At 61.5% G+C, this 21,564-nt stretch carries 20 protein-coding genes; 8 read left to right on the plus strand and 12 right to left on the minus strand.

All coding sequences use genetic code 11. The features are described 5' to 3' along the window. The first annotated feature begins 19 nt into the window (after positions 1-19). Positions 20-2,308 (plus strand): heavy metal translocating P-type ATPase, encoded by a 2,289-nt coding sequence (locus ACSAMW_RS15955; protein ID WP_500591113.1) that lies wholly within the window; start codon positions 20-22, stop codon positions 2,306-2,308. On the opposite strand, the gene ACSAMW_RS15960 is transcribed toward ACSAMW_RS15955, so the two are convergent. After that, a complete protein-coding gene (locus ACSAMW_RS15960) occupies positions 2,283-3,641 on the minus strand; it encodes a GTPase/DUF3482 domain-containing protein (RefSeq protein WP_500591114.1) in 1,359 nt (452 codons plus the stop codon). The two genes, ACSAMW_RS15955 and ACSAMW_RS15960, sit on opposite strands and share 26 nt — an antisense overlap. Beyond that, complete coding sequence (locus ACSAMW_RS15965) at positions 3,634-5,004, minus strand: DUF2868 domain-containing protein (RefSeq protein ID WP_500591115.1); 1,371 nt, start codon at positions 5,002-5,004, stop codon at positions 3,634-3,636. Before ACSAMW_RS15965 ends, ACSAMW_RS15960 begins: the two co-directional genes overlap by 8 nt. An 82-nt stretch (positions 5,005-5,086) precedes the next feature. On the opposite strand from ACSAMW_RS15965, the gene ACSAMW_RS15970 reads away from it, so the two are divergent. Continuing rightward, a complete protein-coding gene (locus tag ACSAMW_RS15970; protein WP_500591116.1) occupies positions 5,087-5,599 on the plus strand; it encodes a dihydrofolate reductase in 513 nt (170 codons plus the stop codon). A 47-nt stretch (positions 5,600-5,646) separates the two neighbouring features. Here ACSAMW_RS15970 and ilvD read toward each other — a convergent pair whose 3' ends face one another. Continuing rightward, positions 5,647-7,485, minus strand: coding sequence for a dihydroxy-acid dehydratase (gene ilvD / locus ACSAMW_RS15975; protein ID WP_500591117.1), 1,839 nt, complete (start codon positions 7,483-7,485; stop codon positions 5,647-5,649). A gap of 478 nt (positions 7,486-7,963) precedes the next feature. On the opposite strand from ilvD, the gene mgtE reads away from it, so the two are divergent. After that, positions 7,964-9,286: a magnesium transporter gene (gene mgtE / locus ACSAMW_RS15980; protein WP_500591118.1), complete on the plus strand. Its 1,323-nt coding sequence runs from the start codon at positions 7,964-7,966 to the stop codon at positions 9,284-9,286. Here mgtE and ACSAMW_RS15985 read toward each other — a convergent pair. Both ACSAMW_RS15985 and ACSAMW_RS15990 read right to left on the minus strand, forming a co-directional pair. Beyond that, a complete protein-coding gene (locus tag ACSAMW_RS15985) occupies positions 9,258-10,454 on the minus strand; it encodes an MFS transporter (RefSeq protein ID WP_500591119.1) in 1,197 nt (398 codons plus the stop codon). The two genes, mgtE and ACSAMW_RS15985, sit on opposite strands and share 29 nt — an antisense overlap. A 146-nt stretch (positions 10,455-10,600) precedes the next feature. Continuing rightward, entirely contained in the window at positions 10,601-11,797 is a 1,197-nt protein-coding gene (locus tag ACSAMW_RS15990) for a class I SAM-dependent rRNA methyltransferase (protein ID WP_168085234.1), read from the minus strand. Positions 11,798-11,956: 159 nt separating this feature from the next. Here ACSAMW_RS15990 and ACSAMW_RS15995 point away from each other — a divergent pair, with 159 nt between their 5' ends. From ACSAMW_RS15995 to ACSAMW_RS16005, 3 genes are all read left to right on the plus strand, one after another. Further along, a complete protein-coding gene (locus tag ACSAMW_RS15995; protein ID WP_500591120.1) occupies positions 11,957-12,823 on the plus strand; it encodes an HDOD domain-containing protein in 867 nt (288 codons plus the stop codon). 23 nt (positions 12,824-12,846) lie between these two features. Beyond that, on the plus strand, positions 12,847-13,659 hold the full coding sequence (gene mutM / locus ACSAMW_RS16000) for a bifunctional DNA-formamidopyrimidine glycosylase/DNA-(apurinic or apyrimidinic site) lyase (protein ID WP_500591121.1): 813 nt from the start codon (positions 12,847-12,849) through the stop codon (positions 13,657-13,659). Between the two features lie 82 nt (positions 13,660-13,741). After that, on the plus strand, positions 13,742-14,077 hold the full coding sequence (locus ACSAMW_RS16005; RefSeq protein WP_500591122.1) for a multidrug transporter: 336 nt from the start codon (positions 13,742-13,744) through the stop codon (positions 14,075-14,077). On the opposite strand, the gene ACSAMW_RS16010 is transcribed toward ACSAMW_RS16005, so the two are convergent. The 3 genes from ACSAMW_RS16010 to ACSAMW_RS16020 all read right to left on the minus strand — a co-directional run bounded on the left by ACSAMW_RS16010 (position 14,074) and on the right by ACSAMW_RS16020 (position 15,210). Next, a complete protein-coding gene (locus tag ACSAMW_RS16010; protein ID WP_168085231.1) occupies positions 14,074-14,325 on the minus strand; it encodes a YfhL family 4Fe-4S dicluster ferredoxin in 252 nt (83 codons plus the stop codon). The genes ACSAMW_RS16005 and ACSAMW_RS16010 overlap by 4 nt on opposite strands. A gap of 97 nt (positions 14,326-14,422) precedes the next feature. Beyond that, positions 14,423-14,902 carry a pantetheine-phosphate adenylyltransferase gene (coaD, locus tag ACSAMW_RS16015; RefSeq protein WP_500591123.1) on the minus strand — a complete coding sequence of 160 codons (480 nt, stop codon included), beginning with the start codon at positions 14,900-14,902 and terminating at the stop codon, positions 14,423-14,425. Between the two features lie 83 nt (positions 14,903-14,985). Further along, entirely contained in the window at positions 14,986-15,210 is a 225-nt protein-coding gene (locus ACSAMW_RS16020; RefSeq protein ID WP_500591124.1) for a phosphopantetheine-binding protein, read from the minus strand. A gap of 203 nt (positions 15,211-15,413) precedes the next feature. Here ACSAMW_RS16020 and ACSAMW_RS16025 point away from each other — a divergent pair, with 203 nt between their 5' ends. Together ACSAMW_RS16025 and ACSAMW_RS16030 are read left to right on the plus strand one after the other, a co-directional pair. After that, a complete protein-coding gene (locus ACSAMW_RS16025; RefSeq protein WP_500591125.1) occupies positions 15,414-16,118 on the plus strand; it encodes a TetR/AcrR family transcriptional regulator in 705 nt (234 codons plus the stop codon). Between the two features lie 105 nt (positions 16,119-16,223). After that, the gene (locus ACSAMW_RS16030) at positions 16,224-17,069 is read left to right on the plus strand and encodes a sulfurtransferase (protein ID WP_500591126.1); all 846 of its coding nucleotides are present in this window, start codon (positions 16,224-16,226) and stop codon (positions 17,067-17,069) included. Here ACSAMW_RS16030 and ACSAMW_RS16035 read toward each other — a convergent pair. Genes ACSAMW_RS16035 through ACSAMW_RS16050 form a run of 4 tightly spaced genes read right to left on the minus strand, consistent with a single transcriptional unit; the run spans position 17,066 to position 21,465 of the window. Next, positions 17,066-18,058: a hydrolase gene (locus ACSAMW_RS16035; RefSeq protein WP_500591127.1), complete on the minus strand. Its 993-nt coding sequence runs from the start codon at positions 18,056-18,058 to the stop codon at positions 17,066-17,068. The two genes, ACSAMW_RS16030 and ACSAMW_RS16035, sit on opposite strands and share 4 nt — an antisense overlap. 5 nt (positions 18,059-18,063) lie before the next feature. Then, positions 18,064-18,657, minus strand: a complete 594-nt coding sequence (gene rsmD, locus ACSAMW_RS16040; protein ID WP_500591128.1) for a 16S rRNA (guanine(966)-N(2))-methyltransferase RsmD — start codon at positions 18,655-18,657, stop codon at positions 18,064-18,066. Beyond that, entirely contained in the window at positions 18,657-20,117 is a 1,461-nt protein-coding gene (locus ACSAMW_RS16045; protein ID WP_500591129.1) for a M16 family metallopeptidase, read from the minus strand. Before ACSAMW_RS16045 ends, rsmD begins: the two co-directional genes overlap by 1 nt. Continuing rightward, positions 20,110-21,465: a M16 family metallopeptidase gene (locus ACSAMW_RS16050; RefSeq protein WP_500591130.1), complete on the minus strand. Its 1,356-nt coding sequence runs from the start codon at positions 21,463-21,465 to the stop codon at positions 20,110-20,112. Before ACSAMW_RS16050 ends, ACSAMW_RS16045 begins: the two co-directional genes overlap by 8 nt. Positions 21,466-21,564: the final 99 nt, after the last annotated feature.

Genomic DNA, 21,564 nt, shown 5'->3' on the forward strand with positions numbered 1-21,564 from the left:
TCAATTTCTGGAACCGACCATGGACCGCGTTACCGAGCCGTCGCCTGATCCTGCACCCCCTACCAAGGCCCCTTGCGCCCATGCTGCAGAGCAAGGTCATGATCACCACGACCACGACCACGACCACGACCACGACCACGACCACGACGCGCCAAGCAGTGTGAGCTTTAGTGAGGCCAGTGGCGGAACGCTCAGCCGTTTTCGTATAGAGGCCATGGACTGCCCTACCGAGCAAACCCTGCTCCAGAAGCGCCTTGGCACGGTAGCGGGTGTGCAGGGCTTGGAGTTCAACCTGATCAACCGTGTGCTGGGCGTGCGCCACTCGCTGCCGGATACCCGCACCATTGAAAGCGCCATCACGGAAGTGGGCATGACCGCCGTACCGCTGACGGACGCGCAGGCGGATGCTGCCCAGGAGCCTGCGCCCGATAAGCGTGGCAAGCCGGCCTTGATCCTGGGGTTTATTGCAGCTGGTGCTGCCGAAGTATGCCACCTGTACCAGGTCGGCCCGCCCTGGCTGGTCACTGCCCTGGCACTGCTCGCCATCTGCACCACAGGCCTGGGTACGTACCGCAAAGGCTGGATCGCGGTACGCCAGCGCAACCTGAATATCAATGCGCTGATGAGCCTGGCGGTGACCGGCGCGGCGGTGATCGGCCAATGGCCAGAAGCTGCCATGGTCATGGTGCTGTTCGCCCTGGCCGAGCGGATCGAAGCTCGTTCATTGGAGCGCGCCCGCAATGCCATCGGTTCACTGATGCAATTGGCACCGGAAACCGCCACCGTGCAAGACGAGCATGGCCAGTGGGTATCTCGCAAGGTCGCGGACATTGCAGTGGGCAGCCTGCTGCGTGCGCGGCCAGGTGAGCGTATTGCGCTGGACGGGGAAGTCACCTCGGGGCGTTCCACTATCAACCAGGCGCCTATCACAGGTGAAAGCCTGCCTGTGGATAAAACCGTGGGCGATGCCGTGTTTGCGGGCACCGTCAATGAGGCGGGGGAATTAGAATACCGTGCGACCCAGTTGGCGAGCGAGTCTACCTTGGGTCGTATTCTCAAGGTGGTAGAGCAGGTACAAGGCAGCCGGGCCCCTACCCAGCGGTTTGTGGACCGTTTCTCGCGCATCTATACCCCCGCAGTGATGCTGTTGGCGTGCGCGGTAGCCGTACTGCCTCCCCTGTTTGGTTTCGGCGCCTGGTTGGACTGGGTATACCGAGGCCTGGTGCTGCTGGTCGTCGCCTGCCCCTGCGCCTTGGTGATTTCCACACCTGTCACACTGGTTAGCGGGCTGGCTGCTGCAGCGCGGCGCGGGATTCTGGTAAAGGGCGGTGCCTATTTGGAAATGGCCCACAGCCTGGAATGGCTGGCGCTGGACAAGACCGGCACCCTGACCCAGGGCAAGCCCGTGCTGACGGATACCGTACCGTTCGCAGGTGATGTGGATGCCGCGAAAGCCATCGCCGCCAGCCTGGCCAGCCGGTCGGACCACCCCGTTTCCAAAGCGCTGGCGGCGGGGCTGAGTGAAATACCCACTCACACGGTCGCTGATTTCGAAGCCATTGCCGGGCGCGGCAGCCGAGGCCGTGTCAACGGCCAGGTGTACACACTGGGCAACCATCGGCTGGTGGAAGAGCTGGGCTTGTGCAGCGCATCCCTTGAAGCCGTGCTGGAAGGCCTGGAGCAGGCAGGCAAAAGTGTGGTGGTGCTGTGTGACAGTGAGCAGCCTCTGGCAGTGTTCGGGGTAGCCGATACGTTGCGCGACACCAGTACGTTGGCCATAGCCGCCCTGCACGACCTAGGTGTGAAAACCATGGTGCTCAGCGGTGACAACCAGGCCGCCGTGTCAGCCATTGCGGCGCAAGTGGGCATCGATGAGGCACGGGGCAACCTGTTGCCTCAAGACAAGCTGGCGGCCATCGAAACTTTGGCGAGCAGCGGCAAGGCGGTGGGCATGGTGGGCGATGGCATCAACGATGCGCCTGCCCTGGCACGGGCGAACATTGGCTTTGCCATGGGCGCGGCCGGTTCACACACCGCCATTGAAACTGCCGATGTTGCACTGATGGACGACGATTTGCGCAAGGTAGGCGAATTCATTGCGCTGTCCCGGCGCACCCGCAAGCTGCTGATTCAGAACATCGTGTTGGCGCTCGGGATCAAGGCCGTGTTTCTGGTGCTGACCCTGTTGGGCATGGCCACCCTGTGGATGGCCGTATTCGCTGACATGGGCGTGAGTTTGTTGGTGGTGTTCAACGGCTTGCGGTTGTTGCGGGCTGGCCCGTCTACAAGTCTGCCGCCAGCGCGGTAAGCGCTTGCTCTCGCTCAGCCTGGCGCTTGCGAAAGGCTGGGTTGAGCGTGGACCACTCCGGGTGAGCACGTGTGCGCTTGAGCACGGCAGGCAAGCGCCCTTCACGCCATTGCTCCGGGTCTTGTTCAGGCACATGCACACTGCCCTGCGCAGCGTGACCACGGCGTGCCAGCGCTACCAGCAGCGCCTGTTGCCGAAGGGCCAATAGCCGCAGTACCGCATCGTCCACACTGAGCACCTGTTCGCCACGCCATTTGCCTAACAAGCGACCGCCGTAGCCCCGAGCGGTTTGCAAGGCACCCCCGGCAATGGCCCCCGCCAACGTGGCCAGCCCTAACGTAAGGCCACCAGCCATCAGGTCTACCCCAACCCCGGCGGCGGCGCCAGCGGCCATGCCACCGCCCACTTTTACGCCAAGCTGGCGCAACGTCTCGGGGTTGAACAGGTCATCACCCCAACGGCCATCCAGCAAGGGCAGGCTGCCGGCTTCGGCATCACCTGGGCGAAACCCAAACAGCGCCAGCAACGCACTGACGCAAGCTTGCTCGCGCTGTCGAACCACTTGGCGCAACGCATCGATTTCCACTTGGTCCGTATCCGTTGCCACCGTTCGGCGGCAGGCGGCGCAGTCGATCAGCAGGTCCGCGATCAGCCGGCGGCCTGCCATCTGGCGCTGCGCTACTTGCTGCTCAATGTCGCTGATCAAGCGCTCCAGTGCAGGGCGGGCGCGCTCGATCAACAAGGCGAGGCTTTCATACAAGCGGCGTTCGCCGTCTTCAGGCGGGGCAACGCTGTCGAAGGCCACTTGTGCATGCAGCCCAAGCCTGGCCAGCGCTTCCTGCCAAGCCTCACGGCGTGCCGTTGGGGCGCTTACGAAGTTGAGTACCGGTAACAGCGGCTTGCCGCAGCTGGCCAGGATCTGCAACTCATCCCGGTATTTGGCCAGTATCGGCTCTCGCGCATCAATCACGTACAGGCCAGCGTCTGAGGCACTGAGCTGCCGAACCACCTTGGCTTCCTGTTCGAAACGCTGGCGGGCCTCGGCTGAATTCAGGAACGCATCGATACGGCCAGGGCCATCCAGTTTCAGCTGGCCACCGCCCAAACGCTCCAGGTATTCCAGCAATGCCACAGCATCCTCAAGCCCAGGCGTGTCATACAGCTCCATCAGTGCCTGGCCTTGTACGGAAAGCCGGGCACCTTCCACGTGGCGGGTGGTGCCAGGGTTGTAGGACACTTCGCCAAAAGTGACATCGCGGGTAAGGGTGCGCAGCAGCGATGTCTTGCCCACGTTGGTATGGCCGACAACGGCCAGCTTCACTACATCAGGCATGCTCAGGCTCCAGCCAGGCGGCAGGGAACAGGGTGTCGTGAACCAGCCCCAGCGGTTCAAGGGCGTTATGCCAGACCTGTAGGCGGGTAGGGTCGAGGGTTTCACCGGCGGGCGGCGGCATCAGCCACACACGCGTGTCCCCGGCACTTCGAGACAGTTCTGCCAGCAAGGCCTGAGTACCGCGGTCTGGCGAGCGACGCGGATCGCATACCAATAGCAAGCGCTGTGGAGGGTGGGCCGCCAACAGCTCCAGCACGCGCTGACGCGAGGTTCGATCATCCAGTAGGCCTGCATCCCCAACCTGTGTGCTTGTCACAGGCGGCCAGGGCAGGTCGCTGTCCAGTTCGATCCCCGCCATGACCGCCCCGCTCCCTGAGGGTGGCAGGGTAACCACCGACGGCACCCACGCGGGGATAGCAGGCAGGTCGGTAGCCCCTAATTGTTCGGCAGACGGCATCAGCCGTTCGCGCAATGCTGCGGTCTGAGGGCTATCCATGTCGGGCTGCAACCCCGTCCGGCCATGGCGCCAGCGCAGCCAGCAGGCAACAGCCAGTACGGCGCGCGGCAGTACGCCGTAGCAGGTTAGTACGCCAACTAGCCAACCGGCCCACGCCTGGCGGGCGCCTTCGAGGGTAGCAGGGCCATTGCCGCTGGCCTGGATCAGCGCCGCCTCTGGAACAGGAAAACCTAACCAACCTGGCAGCTTGCCGAGGGCCACTGTCAGCGCGATAAAGGTGTCGCTGTTGAGCAGGGTGGTCTCCCACACGAAATCATAACGGCGGGTGGCAAACATCAGCAGTAGCGTAGCCAGGGCCGTTAGCATGCACAGCGTCCACAGCCCGTTGACCGTGGCACCCAGCAGCCAGCGGTTGAGGCGATGGCGGTGCAAAAGGGAAATAAGTGCGCTGCCCAAGTGAGCGGCCTTGGCATCACGGGCCAGGCGCTGGGTCAGCCCTAGCCATAGCTGGCCTAGCCAGGGCGCACGGTTGCCGCTGCTTGCAAGGCTGAGCAACCAGCCCGCCAATAACAGCAGGTTCAGCCCAAGCAAACTGCCGGTAGCCCAGAACACGTTCACCGGGTTTGGCGCGCCGGCCAAGGCGGTGACGGCCATGCCGGCCCCACTGACAACACTTAGCACAGCCAAGGCAATCAGCCCTAGCCGCGCACCTTGTTTCCAATGGCCCAGCGCATTGACCAATCCGTCCCGGCGCGCCAGCCACAAGGCACGGGCCTGCCAGCGCGCGGAAAAGTCCCCACCGCCTTGGCGCGCGTGGCGGTTGGCTTCGCCGTCTTCCAAGGGGCCTGTGTCGCGCTCGCGCAGGCTGATGGCTTCGGTCAACCAGAGAGTGTCCAGCTTGTTCACGCAGGCTCCTGCAATAGGTTCAGCGCCTGAGCATACCGCACCTGCAGCTGCTGGAGGCGCATGGCTCTGTTATCCTGCGCCCATGAAAAAAACACTCCCGCTAAGCCTGATCGCCGCGCATGCCGAGAACGGCGTCATCGGCATCGATAACCGCATGCCTTGGCACCTGCCAGGGGATTTTCGTTACTTCAAGGCCACCACGCTGGGCAAGCCCATCATCATGGGCCGTAAAACCTGGGATTCCTTGGGCCGGCCGCTGCCAGGCCGCTTGAACCTGGTGGTCAGCCGCCAAGCCGGGCTGGCGCTGGACGGTGCCGAAGTGTACCCGACGCTGCAAGCCGCCCTGGCCCGTGCCGAGGCCTGGGCCAAGGCGCAGAGGGTTAATGAAGTGATGCTGATCGGCGGCGCGCAACTGTATGCGCTAGGCCTGCCGTTCGCGGACCGGCTTTACCTGACCCGGGTTGAGGCCTCCCCTGAAGGCGACGCCTTCTTCCCACCGTTTGACCGTGCAACCTGGGCCAAGGTATCGGACACGGCGAACGCGGCCGAAGGTGGGGCGCCGGCCTATCACTTTGAGGTATGGGAACGCATTTAAGCGGCCATCAGGGCACGGCACGCGCCGTGCCCTGAATGGGCAGGGGTTTAACCGTCGAGCAATGCCTTGTTGCGTACGGCGCCCTTGTCGGCACTGGTGGCAAGCAGGGCGTAAGCCTTCAAGGCGGTGGTCACTTTACGTGGCCGTACTTCAGCCGGCTTCCAGCCTTTCTCGTCTTGCTCGGCGCGGCGTGCTGCCAGTTCGCCGTCATCTACCAGCAGGTTGATGGCACGGTTAGGGATATCGATCAGCACCTTATCGCCATCACGGGCCAGCGCGATGATGCCGCCCGCTGCGGCTTCCGGCGAAGCATGCCCGATGGACAGGCCCGAAGTACCTCCTGAGAAGCGTCCATCGGTCAGCAGTGCACAGGCTTTCCCCAGCCCCTTGGACTTGAGGTACGACGTGGGGTACAGCATTTCCTGCATGCCGGGGCCGCCCTTGGGACCCTCGTAGCGAATGATCACCACGTCACCCGCCTTAACCTCGTCATTCAGGATGCCGCGCACAGCGCTGTCCTGGCTTTCAAAGATTTTAGCAGTGCCTTCGAAGCGGTGGATGGACTCATCCACGCCCGCTGTTTTTACGACACAGCCATCGACCGCCAGGTTGCCATACAGCACTGCCAGGCCACCTTCTTGCGAATAGGCATGGGCCACACTGCGGATACAGCCATTTTCACGGTCTGCGTCCAGGGTGTCCCAGCGGGTGGACTGGCTGAACGCGGTTTGTGTCGGAATGCCGGCAGGGCCTGCGCGGAAGAAGGTATGAACCGCTTCGTCATCGGTTTGGGTAATGTCCCATTGGGCGATACCGTCGGCCATGGTTCTGCTGTGTACGGTGGGCAGGTCCGTGTGCAGCAGGCCGCCACGGGCCAGCTCGCCCAGGATGCTGAAGATACCGCCAGCACGATGCACGTCTTCCATGTGGTACTTCTGGATGTTCGGCGCCACTTTGCACAGCTGCGGTACGCGGCGCGACAGCCGGTCGATGTCACGCAGGTCGAAGGCGATTTCAGCCTCCTGCGCCGCCGCTAGCAAATGCAGAATAGTGTTGGTGGAGCCGCCCATGGCGATGTCCAGCGTCATGGCGTTCTCGAACGCCTTGAAATTGGCGATATTGCGCGGCAGCACAGACTCATCGTTTTCGCCGTAGTAGCGCTGGCACAGTTCCACGATGGTACGGCCAGCCCGCAGGAACAGCTCTTCGCGGTCGCTGTGAGTGGCCAAGGTGGACCCATTGCCTGGCAAGGCCAAGCCTAGCGCTTCGGTCAGGCAGTTCATGGAGTTGGCAGTGAACATGCCTGAGCAGGAGCCGCACGTAGGGCAGGCGCTGCGCTCATATTCGGCCACTTTTTCGTCCGATGCCGTGCTGTCGGCAGCAATGACCATGGCGTCTACCAGGTCCAGGCCGTGGCTGGCCAGCTTGGTTTTGCCGGCTTCCATAGGGCCGCCAGACACAAAGATCACAGGGATGTTCAGGCGCAAGGCCGCCATCAACATGCCAGGGGTGATCTTGTCGCAGTTGGAAATGCACACGATAGCATCGGCACAGTGGGCGTTGACCATGTACTCCACGGAGTCCGCGATAATCTCCCGGCTTGGCAGGGAATACAGCATGCCGTCGTGGCCCATGGCAATGCCATCGTCCACCGCAATGGTGTTGAATTCCTTGGCAACACCACCCGCGCGTTCAATTTCGCGAGCTACCAGTTGGCCCAGGTCTTTGAGGTGAACATGGCCAGGTACGAACTGGGTAAAGGAGTTGGCAATGGCGATGATCGGCTTCTTGAAGTCGGCATCTTTCATCCCTGTGGCACGCCATAGCGCGCGGGCACCGGCCATGTTGCGGCCATGTGTGGATGTTTTCGAACGGTAATCGGGCATGAAGCACTCCAGGCGGCAAATCAGGTTCCAAGGGAAAAGTGAGCCGTGTGCGGTTCCGGGTAGGGCGGCCGTTGGGCTGCTGTTACGGAAGTGGCCGACAGCTGCGCGGGATCGCCGCAAGCCTGGGCCTGGCTCATAAACCCGCCGGGGGATGTTTGGCGATGAATAAGCCGATTCTACACCGCTGGCCGCCTAAGGGAACCTGAATGCTGACCCCCGGCGCCTGCGTATAAAGGTGGAACTATTGTGTAGGACATTTCCCTGAAACGTTTCAGCTCGTATGGGAGGGCTGGTGCAAGCCTGCTGACCTCCCTACTATCCCCGAGCCGCATTTGCGGCGGCCAGAGACTTGCCTAAATGGACCTTCCCAGTTCATTGACCTTCAACTTGCTTTACACAAGCGTGCACGGGCGTGGCGCGGTGAACTGAGCGGCTTTGCGCTGCGTGTTCCCGGCCCTCCTTTGCGCCGGAGAACATCATGACGACTGTAACGCCCACCACCGAACTGTTTGGTACTCCCAACGTCAACACCGCCAAGGCCCAGCTGTCTGCGGATACCGCCCGCTACCTTGCCCTCATGAATACCACCGAGGCCCTTGGGGCCCTTGCCCAGGTGGAACTGGCCAAACGCGCAGAAGTATTCGGCTACCTTCCCCTGGAGCGCCAGGTTGAGCTGGCCGGGCAAATGTCCCGGGCTCAGTTGACCGAGCTGATCAAGGCCATGTCCGCAGACGAACGCGCCGATCTTTTCCAACGCCTTGGCGACAGCCTGCGCATCAGCCTGCTGGCAGCGTTGGCCCAGGCTGAACGAGATGACCTGCTTCAGCTTGCTGGGCATGAACCCGGCACCGCTGGCGCCATCATGACCAGCGACTACTGCACGGTAGGGCATGCCCTGAGCGTAGACCAAGCCATCAAGGCGCTACGCGAAAGCGCACCCGAGGCGGAAACCATCTATCAAATCTATGTACTCGATGCCGAACGGCGGCTCGTTGGGGTGCTATCCCTGCGCGACCTGGTTGTTGCCGAGCCAGAGGCTCCCGTGGAGGGCCTGGTATGCAGCCATCTGGTCAGTGCCACCGTAGACAGCACTCAGGAAACGGTAGCGAAGTTGATCCGGGAGTACGACCTGCTGGCATTGCCCATTGTTGACGGCGAACAGAAGCTGGTAGGCATTGTGACCTGTGATGACGCCATGGACGTTGTGGTGGATGAGGCTACCGAAGACTTTCACAAAGGTGCCTCCATCGCTACCCATATCGGCAACCTGAGGGACGCCACCATCGGGCTGCTGTACCGCAAGCGGGTTTTCTGGCTGGTGCTGCTGGTATTCGGCAACCTGTTCTCCGGGGCAGGCATTGCGGCCTTCGAAGACGTGATTGCTGCCAATATCGCGTTGGTGTTCTTCCTGCCACTGCTGGTGGACAGCGGCGGGAACGCGGGGGCCCAATCTGCCACCCTGATGGTACGAGCACTTGCCACCGGCGAAGTGGTGTTGAAAGACTGGCTAAAGCTGCTTGGGCGTGAATGCCTTGTAGCCCTGGCGCTCGGCCTTACCATGGCAGTGGCGGTGGCATTATTGGGTGTGATGCGTGGAGGGCCAGCCATCGCGGCCATTGTTGCCAGCAGCATGGTGATCATCGTGATTCTGGGCAGCGTAATTGGTATGAGTCTGCCTTTCCTGCTCAGCCGCCTGCGTCTGGACCCAGCCACGGCCAGCGGTCCGTTGATTACCTCCATTGCGGATGCCGCCGGGGTGCTGGTGTACTTTGCTATTGCGACTCAGGTGCTGGAGTTGTAGGCGCAGCCTTGGCAATGCCTTCCTGTGCTGCCAGCGCGTAGCATAAAGACGCCCCTGCCGTTCCAAGGGTTACAAGAACGGCAGGGAGCGTCCAGGAGGCCAGGGTGGCGTACTGGCCCAGTACAAAGGTGATGGCGCCTCCACCCAGGTAAGTCAGGGTATTAAGCCCGGCTGCTGCAGCCCCGGCGCGGCCCGGCAAGGCATTCATGGCAATGGTCACGGCTGCGGGCCGCACGAGCGTGACGCCTAGAGTCATCAAGCAGGCGCTAGCCAGTACGCTGAGCGTGGTCATGCCCAGGCAGGTGTGGGCCATGGCCATGATCATACCCGCCATCCCGATCAGGCCCAAGCCTATGCGTACCTGAGGCAACTCCGCCGAACGTTTGGCAATGTAGAGGGCTAGCATCCCGCCCAGCAGGTAGGCTCCGCCATATCCCAGCATGATCAGCCCATAGGTGCCAGGGCGTGTACCGAGGGTTTCCAGAAATATAACGGGCGATAACACGATAAACGAGAAATGGCAGGTAAACGCCAGCATGGCCAGCCCGCTGGCGCAGGCAAACCGTACCTTGCAGGCGGATGAAGGTTGATCTGACGAGGCAGTGGTACTAGGCCGGTTCCTGTTGGGCAACACCCATGCAGCAAGTGCCAGGGTACAGCCCCCGATCAAGGCAAACGCCCAGAAGCTGCCTTGCCAGCCCCACCGCTGCTCAAGGAACACCCCGAGCAAAGGCGAAACTGAAATGAACACCCCTCCGGCCGTTCCCAGCCAGATACGTTGACGCGTGCGCTGACGTGCGTCGAACAGGTCCTGCACCAGAGCATGGGCCAATACGAACCCGCCGCAGCCTAGGGCCTGGACAGCGCGCCAGGTATGGAAGGAGGCAATGCCGTCAGCCAGGGTAGCGCCAATTGCGCCCACGATCGCCAGGGCCAGGCACACGATGAACAACCGCTTGCGGCCATACCGGTCCGAGGCCGGCCCTATGATCAACTGCGCCAGTGCTACAAGCACTGTGAGCAGCCCGATACTTGAAGTGATCGACTGTGCAGTACTGTTGAATCGAGTGGCCAGGGTGGGTATGGAGGGGAGTATGACGTCGATCGGGAATACCCCTAGCAACGTCATGCAGACCAAAAGTACGGTTACTGGTTTGACCACTGTCATGAGAGGCTCAGCGTAAGCAAGACGACTGCAAGCGTAGCGCACGGCAGGTAAGCAATAGGAGCTGAAAGCCGTGTAGGAAAATTCAAGCCGCTTTCAGCTGAGCTAATGGGCAACGCTCGAAAGCGAAGCCCATTTGCCATTAGCCATCAGCTATTGGGCAATAACCGGCAGGTAATGCTCTTGATATAGCGCGTTTCCGGAATGGCTGGGTGTACCGGGTGGTCCGGGCCTTGGCCGCCGCGCTCCAGTAGCTGGATGTTGCGGTCCAGGTGGCGTGCGCTGGTCAGCAGGATGTTCTGCAGGTCGTCTTCGGGCAGGTGCATGGAGCACGATGCGCTGACCAGGATGCCGTCCTTGTTAAGCAGGCGCATGGCCTGTTCGTTCAGCCGGCGATAGGCGCCTTCACCGTTCTTCAGGTCCTTCTTGCGTTTGATGAAGGCGGGTGGGTCGGCCACGATCACATCAAAACGCTCCTCTGCCGCTTTCAGCTCCTTCAAGGCTTCAAACACATCGCCTTCCACGCAGGTCACCTTCTCGGCAAAACCGTTGAGGGCTGCATTGCGCTCCACGCCGTCCAGCGCAAAGGCCGAAGCGTCTACGCAGAACACTTCACTGGCGCCAAAGGCCCCTGCCTGCACGCCCCAGCCGCCGATGTAGCTGAACAGGTCCAGCACCCGCTTGCCTTTCACATAGGGTGCCAGGCGCGCACGGTTCATGCGGTGGTCGTAGAACCAACCGGTTTTTTGCCCCTGCATCACCGGTGCTTCGAACTTCACGCCGTTTTCTTCAAGGGCTACCCATTCAGGAACGACACCAAAGGGGGTATCCACATAGCGCTCAAGGCCTTCGGCATCGCGTGCGGCCGAATCGTTCTTGAACAGCACACCGCTGGGCTTGAGCACCTGAACAAGTGCAGCCAGCACGTCGTCTTTCAATGCTTCCATGGTGGCCGAGGCCAGTTGCACCACCAGGATATCGCCAAAACGGTCCACTACCAGGCCAGGCAACAGGTCCGAGTCGCCGTACACCAGGCGGTAGAAGGGCTTGTCGAACAGCCGTTGCCGTAACGACAGAGCAACGTTGATGCGGTGCACCAGCAGGGACTTGTCCAACGCGATGCGTACGTCACGCGAAACCAGGCGGGCGCAGATTAGGTTGTTCGGGCTGATGGCCACAATGCCCAAAGGCTTGCCGCCTGCGGCTTCAAGAATGGCTTGGTCACCTGCCTGGAAACCGTTCAGCGGGGTAGCGGCAACGTCAACCTCATTGCTGAACACCCACAGGTGGCCGGCGCGCAACCGGCGGTCGGCATTGGCTTTGAGACGAAGGGTGGGCAGGGACATCAGCGCGCTCCAGGCAAAAGAGCGCGAGTATAACCCGGCAGTGTGCCGGGCCGCTGTGGTGGCCGACGATCACACAACGGTTAGATGAAAGGTTCGAGCAGGTACCCGCGAGCCGCATACCAAGCGCTAGAATGTCGAGACACTGGAGTATCTGCTGTTATGGCACACGCGTTGACCCCCCAACAACTTGAGCAAGCCTTGCAAGGTATCAGCGTGCCCCCGCAGCCGCAGATCCTTGTGGACCTTCAGATGGAGCTTTACCTGCCTGGCCCGGACCTTAAGGCTATCGGCAAATTGATCACACTCGACCCTGGCCTGTCCGGTGCCGTGCTCAAAGTGGCCAACTCAGCTCCATTTGGCCTGCCCGAACCCACGGCCTCCATCGCCCAGGCGGCCGAGCTACTGGGCGCTGACGTGGTGATTGCCCTGATCAACGCCCAATCCATAAAGGGCGAGATGGCCGACGAAACCATCGTGACGCTCAACCGCTTCTGGGACGATGCCCAGGATGTGGCCAGCGCCTGTGCTGCCATTGCCCGGCACCTGGGCACGGTCGCTATGGACGAGGCCTACCTGGCAGGGCTGCTGCACGATTGCGGTGTGCCATTGATGTTGATGCGTTTCCCCGGCTACATGCAAACCCTGGAAACGGCCTATGCCGTTGCCGAGCAGGGCCTACGCATCGTGGACACGGAAAACCAGGCATTCAACACCAACCATGCCGTGGTGGGCTACTACGCTGTCAAAGCATGGCGCCTGCCCACCAGCGTCTGCATGGCCATTGCGGGTCATCACAATGCTCAGGCGCTGATGAGCGACGAGCGGGGGCAGCACAGCGCCCAGAAAGACCTGCTTGCCGTCCTCAAGATGGCTGAGCACATCAGTGCCTCCCATCACCGGGTAGGCAACCAGCCTATGGACCATGAATGGAACCGGGTCGGTGAGTTGGTGCTCGATTACGTAGGGTTGAGCGAGTATGACTTCGACAACCTTAAAGAAACCCTTCGCGAATCAGGCGCCCGATAGCGCGCCTCCTGCCGAGCTTTTCAATGCCTGAGCTACCTGAAGTCGAAACCACACGGCGCGGCATCGTGCCTCATGTTGAAGGCCAACGTGTGACGCGCGTCATCGTGCGAGACCGCCGCCTGCGCTGGCCTGTGCCAGAGGACTTGGACACCCGGCTTTCCGGCCAGCGTATCGTCAGCGTGGAGCGGCGGGCCAAGTACTTGCTCATCAATGCCGAGGTGGGCACCTTGATCGCCCATTTGGGCATGTCTGGCAACCTGCGGCTGGTGCCAGCAGGGCAGGCCCCGCTCAAGCACGAGCATGTGGACATCGAGTTCGACTCAGGCCTTGCACTACGTTACACAGACCCGCGCCGGTTTGGCGCCATGCTGTGGAGCAATGACCCCCATGCTCATGAATTGCTCAAAGGACTGGGCCCGGAGCCCTTGACCGATGCGTTCGATGGCGAACGGCTGTTCAAGCTGTCTAGAGGGCGCAGTGCAGCCGTGAAGCCCTTCATCATGGACAACCATATTGTTGTGGGTGTGGGCAACATCTACGCCACAGAGGCTTTGTTTGCGGCGGGCATTGACCCACGCCGGCCGGCCGGCGGAATCTCCCGCGGCCGTTACCTGAAGCTGGCTGTCGAGATCAAACGCATTCTGGCCTACGCCATCGAGCGGGGCGGTACGACCTTGCGGGACTTTATTGGCGGGGACGGGCAGCCAGGCTATTTCCAACAAGAATTGTTTGCCTACGGGCGTGGCGGTGAATACTGCAAGGTGTGTGGCAAGGTGTTGAGAGAAACACGGCTTGGCCAGCGTGCTAGCGTTTATTGCCCGGGGTGTCAGAAATAATTTCGGCGCCTGACAGCGCCCATGGCCCTGATATAGTGAACTGACCCTGCAGTTGCTTTCCCGGTGGGAAAAAGGAAGTCACATGAAGCCGTTTCGCGCCCTTTCATTTGCCTTGGCACTGGCTCTGGTGCCCTGTGTTCCCGCTCTGGCCGAGGTCTCCCAAGGCAGCACCAGTGGCGACCCGGTCTATGACGTGCAGGCGCCGCCGGCCTTCGCCATGATCGGCGACCTGGTGATTGCCCGGCCCTTGCTGATTGCTGCCACGGTGGTCGGCGCAGGGGTATTCGTGGTGTCACTGCCCTTCACCGCCTTGGGCGGGAATGTGGGCGCAGCGGGCAAGGCGTTGGTGGTCGATCCGGGCAAGGCCGCATTCGTACGGTGCCTGGGGTGTACAGAAAGCGGCTATAAACGCGATTAAGCGTTTCCGGTAATCCGCTTGTACTTGTCCATCAACTGCTCGGTGGTTTCCGGGTTGGCTTCGTCCAGGGGGATGCAGTCCACAGGGCAGACTTGCTGGCACTGGGGCTCATCGTAATGCCCTACGCACTGCGTGCACAGGTTCGGGTCGATCACATAGATCTCTTCGCCCTGGGAAATGGCAGCGTTCGGGCACTCGGGTTCGCAGACGTCGCAATTGATGCAATCGTCGGTGATGATCAAAGACATGAAAACTCCAGCCCAGGCCGGCGCCAGGGCGTTCAGGAACAGAACAATACCTGTATTTTGCCCCAATAACCGGCGCCTTGCACGCCGGCATGTCGGGTCAGCCCTTGAAGCGCTCCTTCAAGGCGTCAGCAACGGCAGGGTGCACGAACTTGCTGATATCCCCTCCCAATGCGGCAATTTCTCGTACCAGCGTGGAGGATATGAATGAATAGCGCTCCGAGGGCGTGAGAAACAGGCTTTCGATATCCGGCGCCAGTTGGCGATTCATGTTGGCCAGCTGGAACTCGTATTCGAAGTCCGACACGGCACGCAGGCCGCGCAGCAGCACGTTGGCGCCTTGCTCCTTGGCAAAGGCAGCCAGCAGCGTGGAAAAACCGACCACCTCCACGTTGGGCAGATGAGCGGTGACTTCTCGCGCCAGCGCTACACGCTGCTCCAGTGGAAACAAAGGGTTCTTTTTCGGGCTGGCCGCGACAGCGATCACGACAGTGTCAAACAGGCGCGAAGCCCGGTCGACCAGATCGCCATGGCCCTTGGTAATAGGGTCGAAGGTGCCTGGATACAACACTCGGTTCATCGGATCGTCCTGAAGGGGAAACCGTTAGGGACTGGGATGGTAGCGCAGCCGGCTGTACCCGCGCCAGCCATGGCAGTAGGTGGTCAATGGGTGCGGGTAGTGGCTGCGAGCAGGCCAGCGGGGGTGGGATTGGAGAAAAACAGCCGTACATCCATGCCAGTGCTGTACTGGGCGCTTAGTTCGTATACCAGGTGCAGCACCTGTATGGAGTCGCCCCCTAGCTCGAAAAAATTGTCCTGGTCAGTCACAATTTCCACGTGCAGGTGCTTCTTCCACAGGGTGGCGATGTCATCGCGCGATAAATTCATTACAGCCTCACTGCCAACGGGCACCGGCTTACAACTGCCGGGCCTTAGGTACAAACAGGTGGTGGCACAGAGCCACATTACGCGAATCTACTGCACTTTTACATGGGCTGTGTGCAATCTCTCCTTTGCAATGACCTGTGTCACTATTGGCCATAATCACGATGGGCCTACCTAAAAGCCGTTCAGCCAGGAAGCACCTGCCTTTGAAAGCGTCGTCCAAAACCCGTGAACACATTGCCAAGGTCAGCCTTGCGCTGTTCAACGAGCAGGGGGAGCGCAACGTTTCGACTAATCACATTGCGGCTGCGGCCGGTATTTCGCCCGGCAACCTCTATTACCACTTCGCCAACAAGCATCAGGTGGTCGCCGTTCTGTTCGCTGACTACAAGGCGCAGATGAATAGCGCATTGCAAGTGCACGCTGACACACCTTCAGGGGCAGAGCGCCTGCGCCTGTGCGTGGGCAAGGTCATTGCCGCTATTTGGGCGTATCGGTTCATTTACAGGGATCTTGAGCAGCTGGTACAGGCAGACCCCGAGCTGGGCGCCGAGCATCGGGTGTTTTCAATAAGCTGCCTGCGCGAAGGCCGTCAGTTGCTGGAACACTTGTGCCGCTGCGGCTTGCTAAGCATGACGCCCCTGGAGCAACAAACTGTGGCTATCAACGCCTGGCTTATTCTCACGTCCTGGGTGCGTTATCTCTACACCACCTTGCCAGCGCCGGTGGTCATTTCGCCTGCTGCTGTCCAGCGTGGCGCCTGGCAGGCGCTAAGCCTGCTACAACATTATGCCCTGCCATGCCCGCCGGGTTGGATAAGCGAATTGATGGCCGCTTTTAAAGGCACTGCACCGGACGACAAGCCCTTGCACACTCGTGTGGCGCTTGAGGAACTTCAATCCCAGCCGTGAATCAATCCAGCACTTGTCAGGCTGTGCAGATGCATTCTGAGCTGATGTTCAGCCTTGCATAGCCATATTTTCAGGACGTTTCACGCCTAGCCCAGGGAACCCGACATGCCTATCGCGCAACTGATCTCGCCTGAAAACCTGTACCAGCGACTTGAAGAGCCAGGCCTGGTTATCCTCGATTGCCGCGCATCGTTGGGGGACCTGGACTATGGCCGTCGCAGTTATGCGCAGGGCCACATTGAGGGTGCGCGGTTGGCAGACCTGGATCGCGACCTCAGCGGCAAGGTGGTGAGGGGGGTAACAGGGCGCCATCCCTTGCCCAGCCCTGGGCACCTGCTTGAGCGCTTCCAGGCCTGGGGTATCAATGCTAACTCCGACGTGGTGCTCTACGATGACGGGCCTGGCGCCTATGCCGCCCGAGCGTGGTGGCTGCTGGCCTGGTTAGGAAAGCGTAGCGGTGTCTCTATCCTTAATGGTGGCTTGAAGGCCTGGCATGAGGCGCGCCTGCCGCTTAGCCTGAATGCTCCCCCCAGCGAGCGTGGCCACCTGAGTGCAAAGCCTGATGCCAGCCTGGTGGTGACTGCACAACAACTGGCTGCACAACTGCCTGAAGGTCGCTTGACCTTGCTCGATGCGCGGGCCCAGCCCCGCTTCAACGGGGAAGCAGAACCCATCGACCCAGTGGCAGGGCATATTCCAGGCGCCCATTGCCTGGACTTCAGTAAAAACATCGGCCCTGCAGGGACTTTCCTGGCGCCCGAGCAACTGCATGAGCGCTTCAAGGCCTATGAGGGCAAAGAAGTGGTTGCGTACTGTGGCTCAGGTGTGACGGCTTGCCACAACCTGTTTGCCATGTGCCTGGCGGGCCTGCCGCTGGCAAAGCTGTACGCCGGTTCGTGGAGTGAGTGGATCACCGACCCCCAGCGGCCAGTGGCCACAGGCGCGGGTTAAACCGTGCCGAGCCACTGGGGTATGCGGCGCTCCAAGTAATAGCTTGGCTTGCGCAGGCTGCCTTCCACAAAGCCCACATGCCCGCCCGCGGCGTGGCGCTCGAACGTGGTGCCCGGCGCCAGTTCGTCAGGCCCTGGCAAGCTGTGGGCGAACACAAAGGGGTCGTCCTCGGCCTGGATCAACAGGCAAGGCCGCCTGATGTGCTTGAGAAAATAGCGGCTTGACGCGCGGCGGTAGTAGTCACCGGCGCCCTCGAAGCCATGCAGTGGTGCCGTAATGCGGCCGTCGAAGTCCCAGAACGTGCGAATGCCTTCCAGCGATCCTAGGGCTGATAGAGCCTGAAGGTGCTGGGTGTGCCCGTTCTGCTCGAAGCGCTCCCGTTTGTGCTTGAGGTATCCCAGCATCTCGCGCATGAAGTGTGCCTGGTACACCCTGGAGAACCCTAGCCCCATACGGTCGGCACATTGGTCCAGGCGGAACGGTACCGACACGGCCACGCCGGCCTGTAACGGGCATGCGTCACCCGTTTCACCCATGTACTTGAGCAGAATATTGCCGCCTAACGAGTACCCTACTGCATACAGCGGCACCATGGGGCGCCGCGCCTGGATCAGCCCGATGACTTCAGCCAGGTCTTCGGACGCCCCGGAGTGGTAACTGCGTGGCAGCAGGTTGGGCTCACCTGAACACCCCCGCCAGTTCAGTGCGGCGCTGGCCCAGCCACGCGCCGCCAAGGCACCCTGCAAGCCCGCCACATAGGGCGAGTTGGAGGAGCCGGTAAGCCCATGCAGCACCAGCGCCACAGGGGCTTGAGCGGCATGGGGCCCATGCCAGTCCACATCGATAAAGTCGCCGTCTGCCAGCCATAGCCGTTCACGTGTACGTGCCAGGCCAGGCACTTTGCGCCACAGCGGCCCCCACAAGGTTTGCATGTGTGGGTTGCCCAAACCCAAGGCAGGGCGGAAGCTCGAAGCAGCCGTTGCCATCATTGTGTTCAGCGCCCTGTTGACCACAGTGCGTAATAGACCTGCCCGGCCTGTTTTTCCCGGTGAAGGTGCCAGTCGGCTGGCAGTTGGAGGCTGGAAGGCGGCGTTTCGCTCTCTGTATAGATCCAGGCCTGCTCAGCCAGCCACCCTTTGCTGTCCAGCAGTGCGCAGACGGGTGCCAGCAGGTTCTGATGGAAGGGCGGGTCCAGGAACACAAGGTCGAACGGCTGCGCGGGCTGGTTTTCCAGGTAGCGTACGGCGTCAGCCTGCAACAACTGGCCGACCGGGCATTTGAGCAGGTCCAGGTTGCCCCGAAGGCTGGCAATGGCAACGGCATTGCTGTCCAGTGCCAAGCCCATGGCTGCGCCGCGGGACAAGGCTTCCAGGTACAGCGCGCCACTGCCAGCGAACGGGTCCAGCACCCGTGCGCCAGCAATGTAAGGCGCTAGCCAGTTGAATAGCGTTTCGCGGACACGGTCTGGCGTGGGTCGCAGGCCAGGCCCCTCGGGGAAGTTAACCCGACGGCTGCGCCATTGGCCGCCGATGATACGCAGTTGGCCCTGGCCGCCACGCGGGCCAGATTTGGCAGGTTGAATGGCCATCAGTGCTCCGGGGTGCCGAGGGTTGGCTCGGCAGGGTGGTCAGTGGGTGGGGGCAAAGGGTCTTGGGCAACCGTAGGCCCTACCGTTACAACAAGCAGTTTGTCGGCATCAAGGTGCCGATTCATGGCACGTTTGACCTGCTCTATGGTGAGCTGCTGGGATTGCGCCATGAAGTCTTCCAGGTAGGACACGGGCAAGTTGTAGAAACCCATGCCTCCCAGCTGCCCAACGATGCTGGCGTTACTGGCATTGGACAAGGGGAAACTGCCTGCCAGCTCCTGCTTGGCGGCGGCCAGTTCGGCCTCGGTAGGGCCATCGCGCAGGAAGTCGCGCAATACCTGGCGCACCAGCTCCAGCGTACCTTGGCTCGCCTGCGCTCGGGTTTGAAGGCTAATCAGGAAAGGGCCCTGCGCCTGCATGGCAGAGAACCCGGACGACACGCCATACGCCAGGCCGCGGCGTTCGCGTACTTCGGTCATCAGCCGGGTACCGAAACCGCCGCCGCCCAGAATCTGATTACCCATGGTCAGTGCCACATAGTCAGGGTCGTCACGGGCAATGCCTAACTGGCCGACCAGTACATGGGTCTGCTTGGATGGGAATTCGATATGGGTGGCAGCAGGGGCTGGCGCTTTTGCCTGAGGGGCCAACGGCAAGGCGGGCCCTGCTGGCAGTGCACGTGACACCTGCTCGGCCAAGGCTTCGGCCTGGGCACGGTCCAGGTCGCCCACCAGGGCTATGACAGCGTTGCCAGCCGCATAAGCCCGTTTATGGAAGGCACGCATTTGCGCGACGGTGATTGCCTGCACCGACTTGGCATCCCCTTCACTGCCATGTGCGTAGGGGTGGCTGCCGTACAGCTGGGTCATGAACGCCTGGTTGGCCAAGTGCGAAGGGTTCTGTTTCTGGTATTCAAAACCTGCCAGCAGCTGGTTCTTGATGCGCGCGACTGAGGCAGCTGGGAACGTTGGCTTGCCTAATACCTCACTGAACAGAGCCATGGCGGGCTCGCGCTTGGAAGGGTCTACCAGGCTGCGCAGGTTGGCGACGGCCATGTCCCGATACGAGCCATTGCCGAAGTCCGCCCCCAGCCCTTCGAAACCTCGGGCGATAGCATCCACATCCTTGCCGGGTACGCCTTCGTTGAGCATGGCGTTGGTCATCAACGCCAGGCCCGGTGTACGGCCATCCTGAGCGCTACCGGCTGCGAACGTAACGCGCAGGTCGAACATCGGCAATTCATGGGCTTCGACAAACAGCACGCGTGCGCCAGCCTGGGTGGTCCAGCGCTGTACGTTGAGCTGGCGATACGTAGGCGCGGCTGCCTTGGCGCTGGCCAGGGTTTCCAAGTGAGGGCTTGCTGAGGAGGCCGGTGGCGCGGGTTCGGCAGCCTGCAACGTAGCGCTGGTGCTCAAGAGCAAGGCCAGCAGCGTGGCTGCAAAGGGGCGGTGCTCAGTCATGGGGTGCAGCCTCCGGTAAAACATGGGCCACGGTCAGGCGGCTGTGCGTGAAGTAGGTACGTGCCGCTTGGCGAATATCTTCCGGCGTTACCTGGCTGAGGGCCTCGACTTCGTTGTCCAGCAGGCTCCAGGGCAGGCCAACGGTTTCCAGTTGGCCGATGGCCGTGGCCTGGGACGTTATGGAGTCCTGGTCGTATACCAGCCCAGCAATGAACTGGGCGCGTACGCGCTCAAGCTCTTCGGCGGTGGGCGGGGTGCGTTTCAAGTCATCAAGCAGGGCCCACACGGCCTTCTCGGTGTCAGCGAGGGTTTTATGTTTTTCACTGTTTGGCGTCGCCGACAGGGTAAACAGGCTATCGCCACGTTCGTAAGCGTCGTAGCTGGCAGAGGCAGCGGACACCACCTCCGAGCCGCGCTCCAATCTGGAGGCCATGCGCGCACTGTAGCCGCCGTCCAGCAGGGCAACCGTCAGGCGCAGGGCCTGCACACTACGGGCATCTGCTGCTGTGGCGGCACTGGGCACGTTGAAGGCCATCAACACGCTGGGCAACTGGGTACGCACGGGCAGTACTAGCCTGCGCTCACCGGGCTCGGCTAGTTCGACCGGGCGCTTGGCCACAGGCACCGGCCGTTGGGGAATAGGCCCAAAGAAGCGTTCGGCCATGGCTTTGACGTCTTCGGGCTGAACATCGCCCACCACCACCAGCGTGGCGTTATTGGGCGCGTACCACGTACGGTACCAGTCACGTGCATCCTGAACAGACGTGCGCTGAAGGTCGGCCATCCAGCCGATGGTTGGCGTGCGGTAGCTGCTGGAAGGGTAGGCGGCTGCCTTGAACAGTTCGAAGGCCTTCTGAGAGGGCTTGTCATCGGTACGCAGCCGCCGCTCTTCCTTGATGACTTCGATTTCCCGTGTGAATTCTGACTCAGGTAGCGTTAGGGTTGCCATGCGGTCGGCTTCCATTTCCAGCGCCACGGGCAGCCGGTCCCGGTCCAGAACCTGGTAGAAAGCTGTGTAGTCATCGCTGGTAAAAGCGTTTTCTTCCGCACCCAGGTCGCGCAACACGCGGGAGCTTTCTCCAGGGCCCAGCTTGCTGCTGCCCTTGAACATCATGTGTTCCAGCACATGGGACAGCCCTGTCTGGCCGGGGCCTTCGTAGGTGGAGCCCACCTTGTACCAAAGCTGTGAAACCACCACGGGTGCGCGGTGATCTTCACGCACTATCACCTTCAAGCCATTGGCCAGAACGTACTCGTGGGTAGGCTGGGCGGCTAATGCAGTGCTGGCCAGGGTGCAGCAGGAAAGGCCTGCCAGTAGCCCGGCAAGGTAGCGGGAGAGAACTGTCATTTTAATCGCGGAACCTGTACGGATGCCCCCTGGCCTTAGCGTCGGCGGGCGAGGAGGTGCTAGGATACTGATCCGCCCGGCCTAGGGCCACGCCTGTGA

The organism is Pseudomonas sp. AB39(2026), assembly GCF_059831485.1.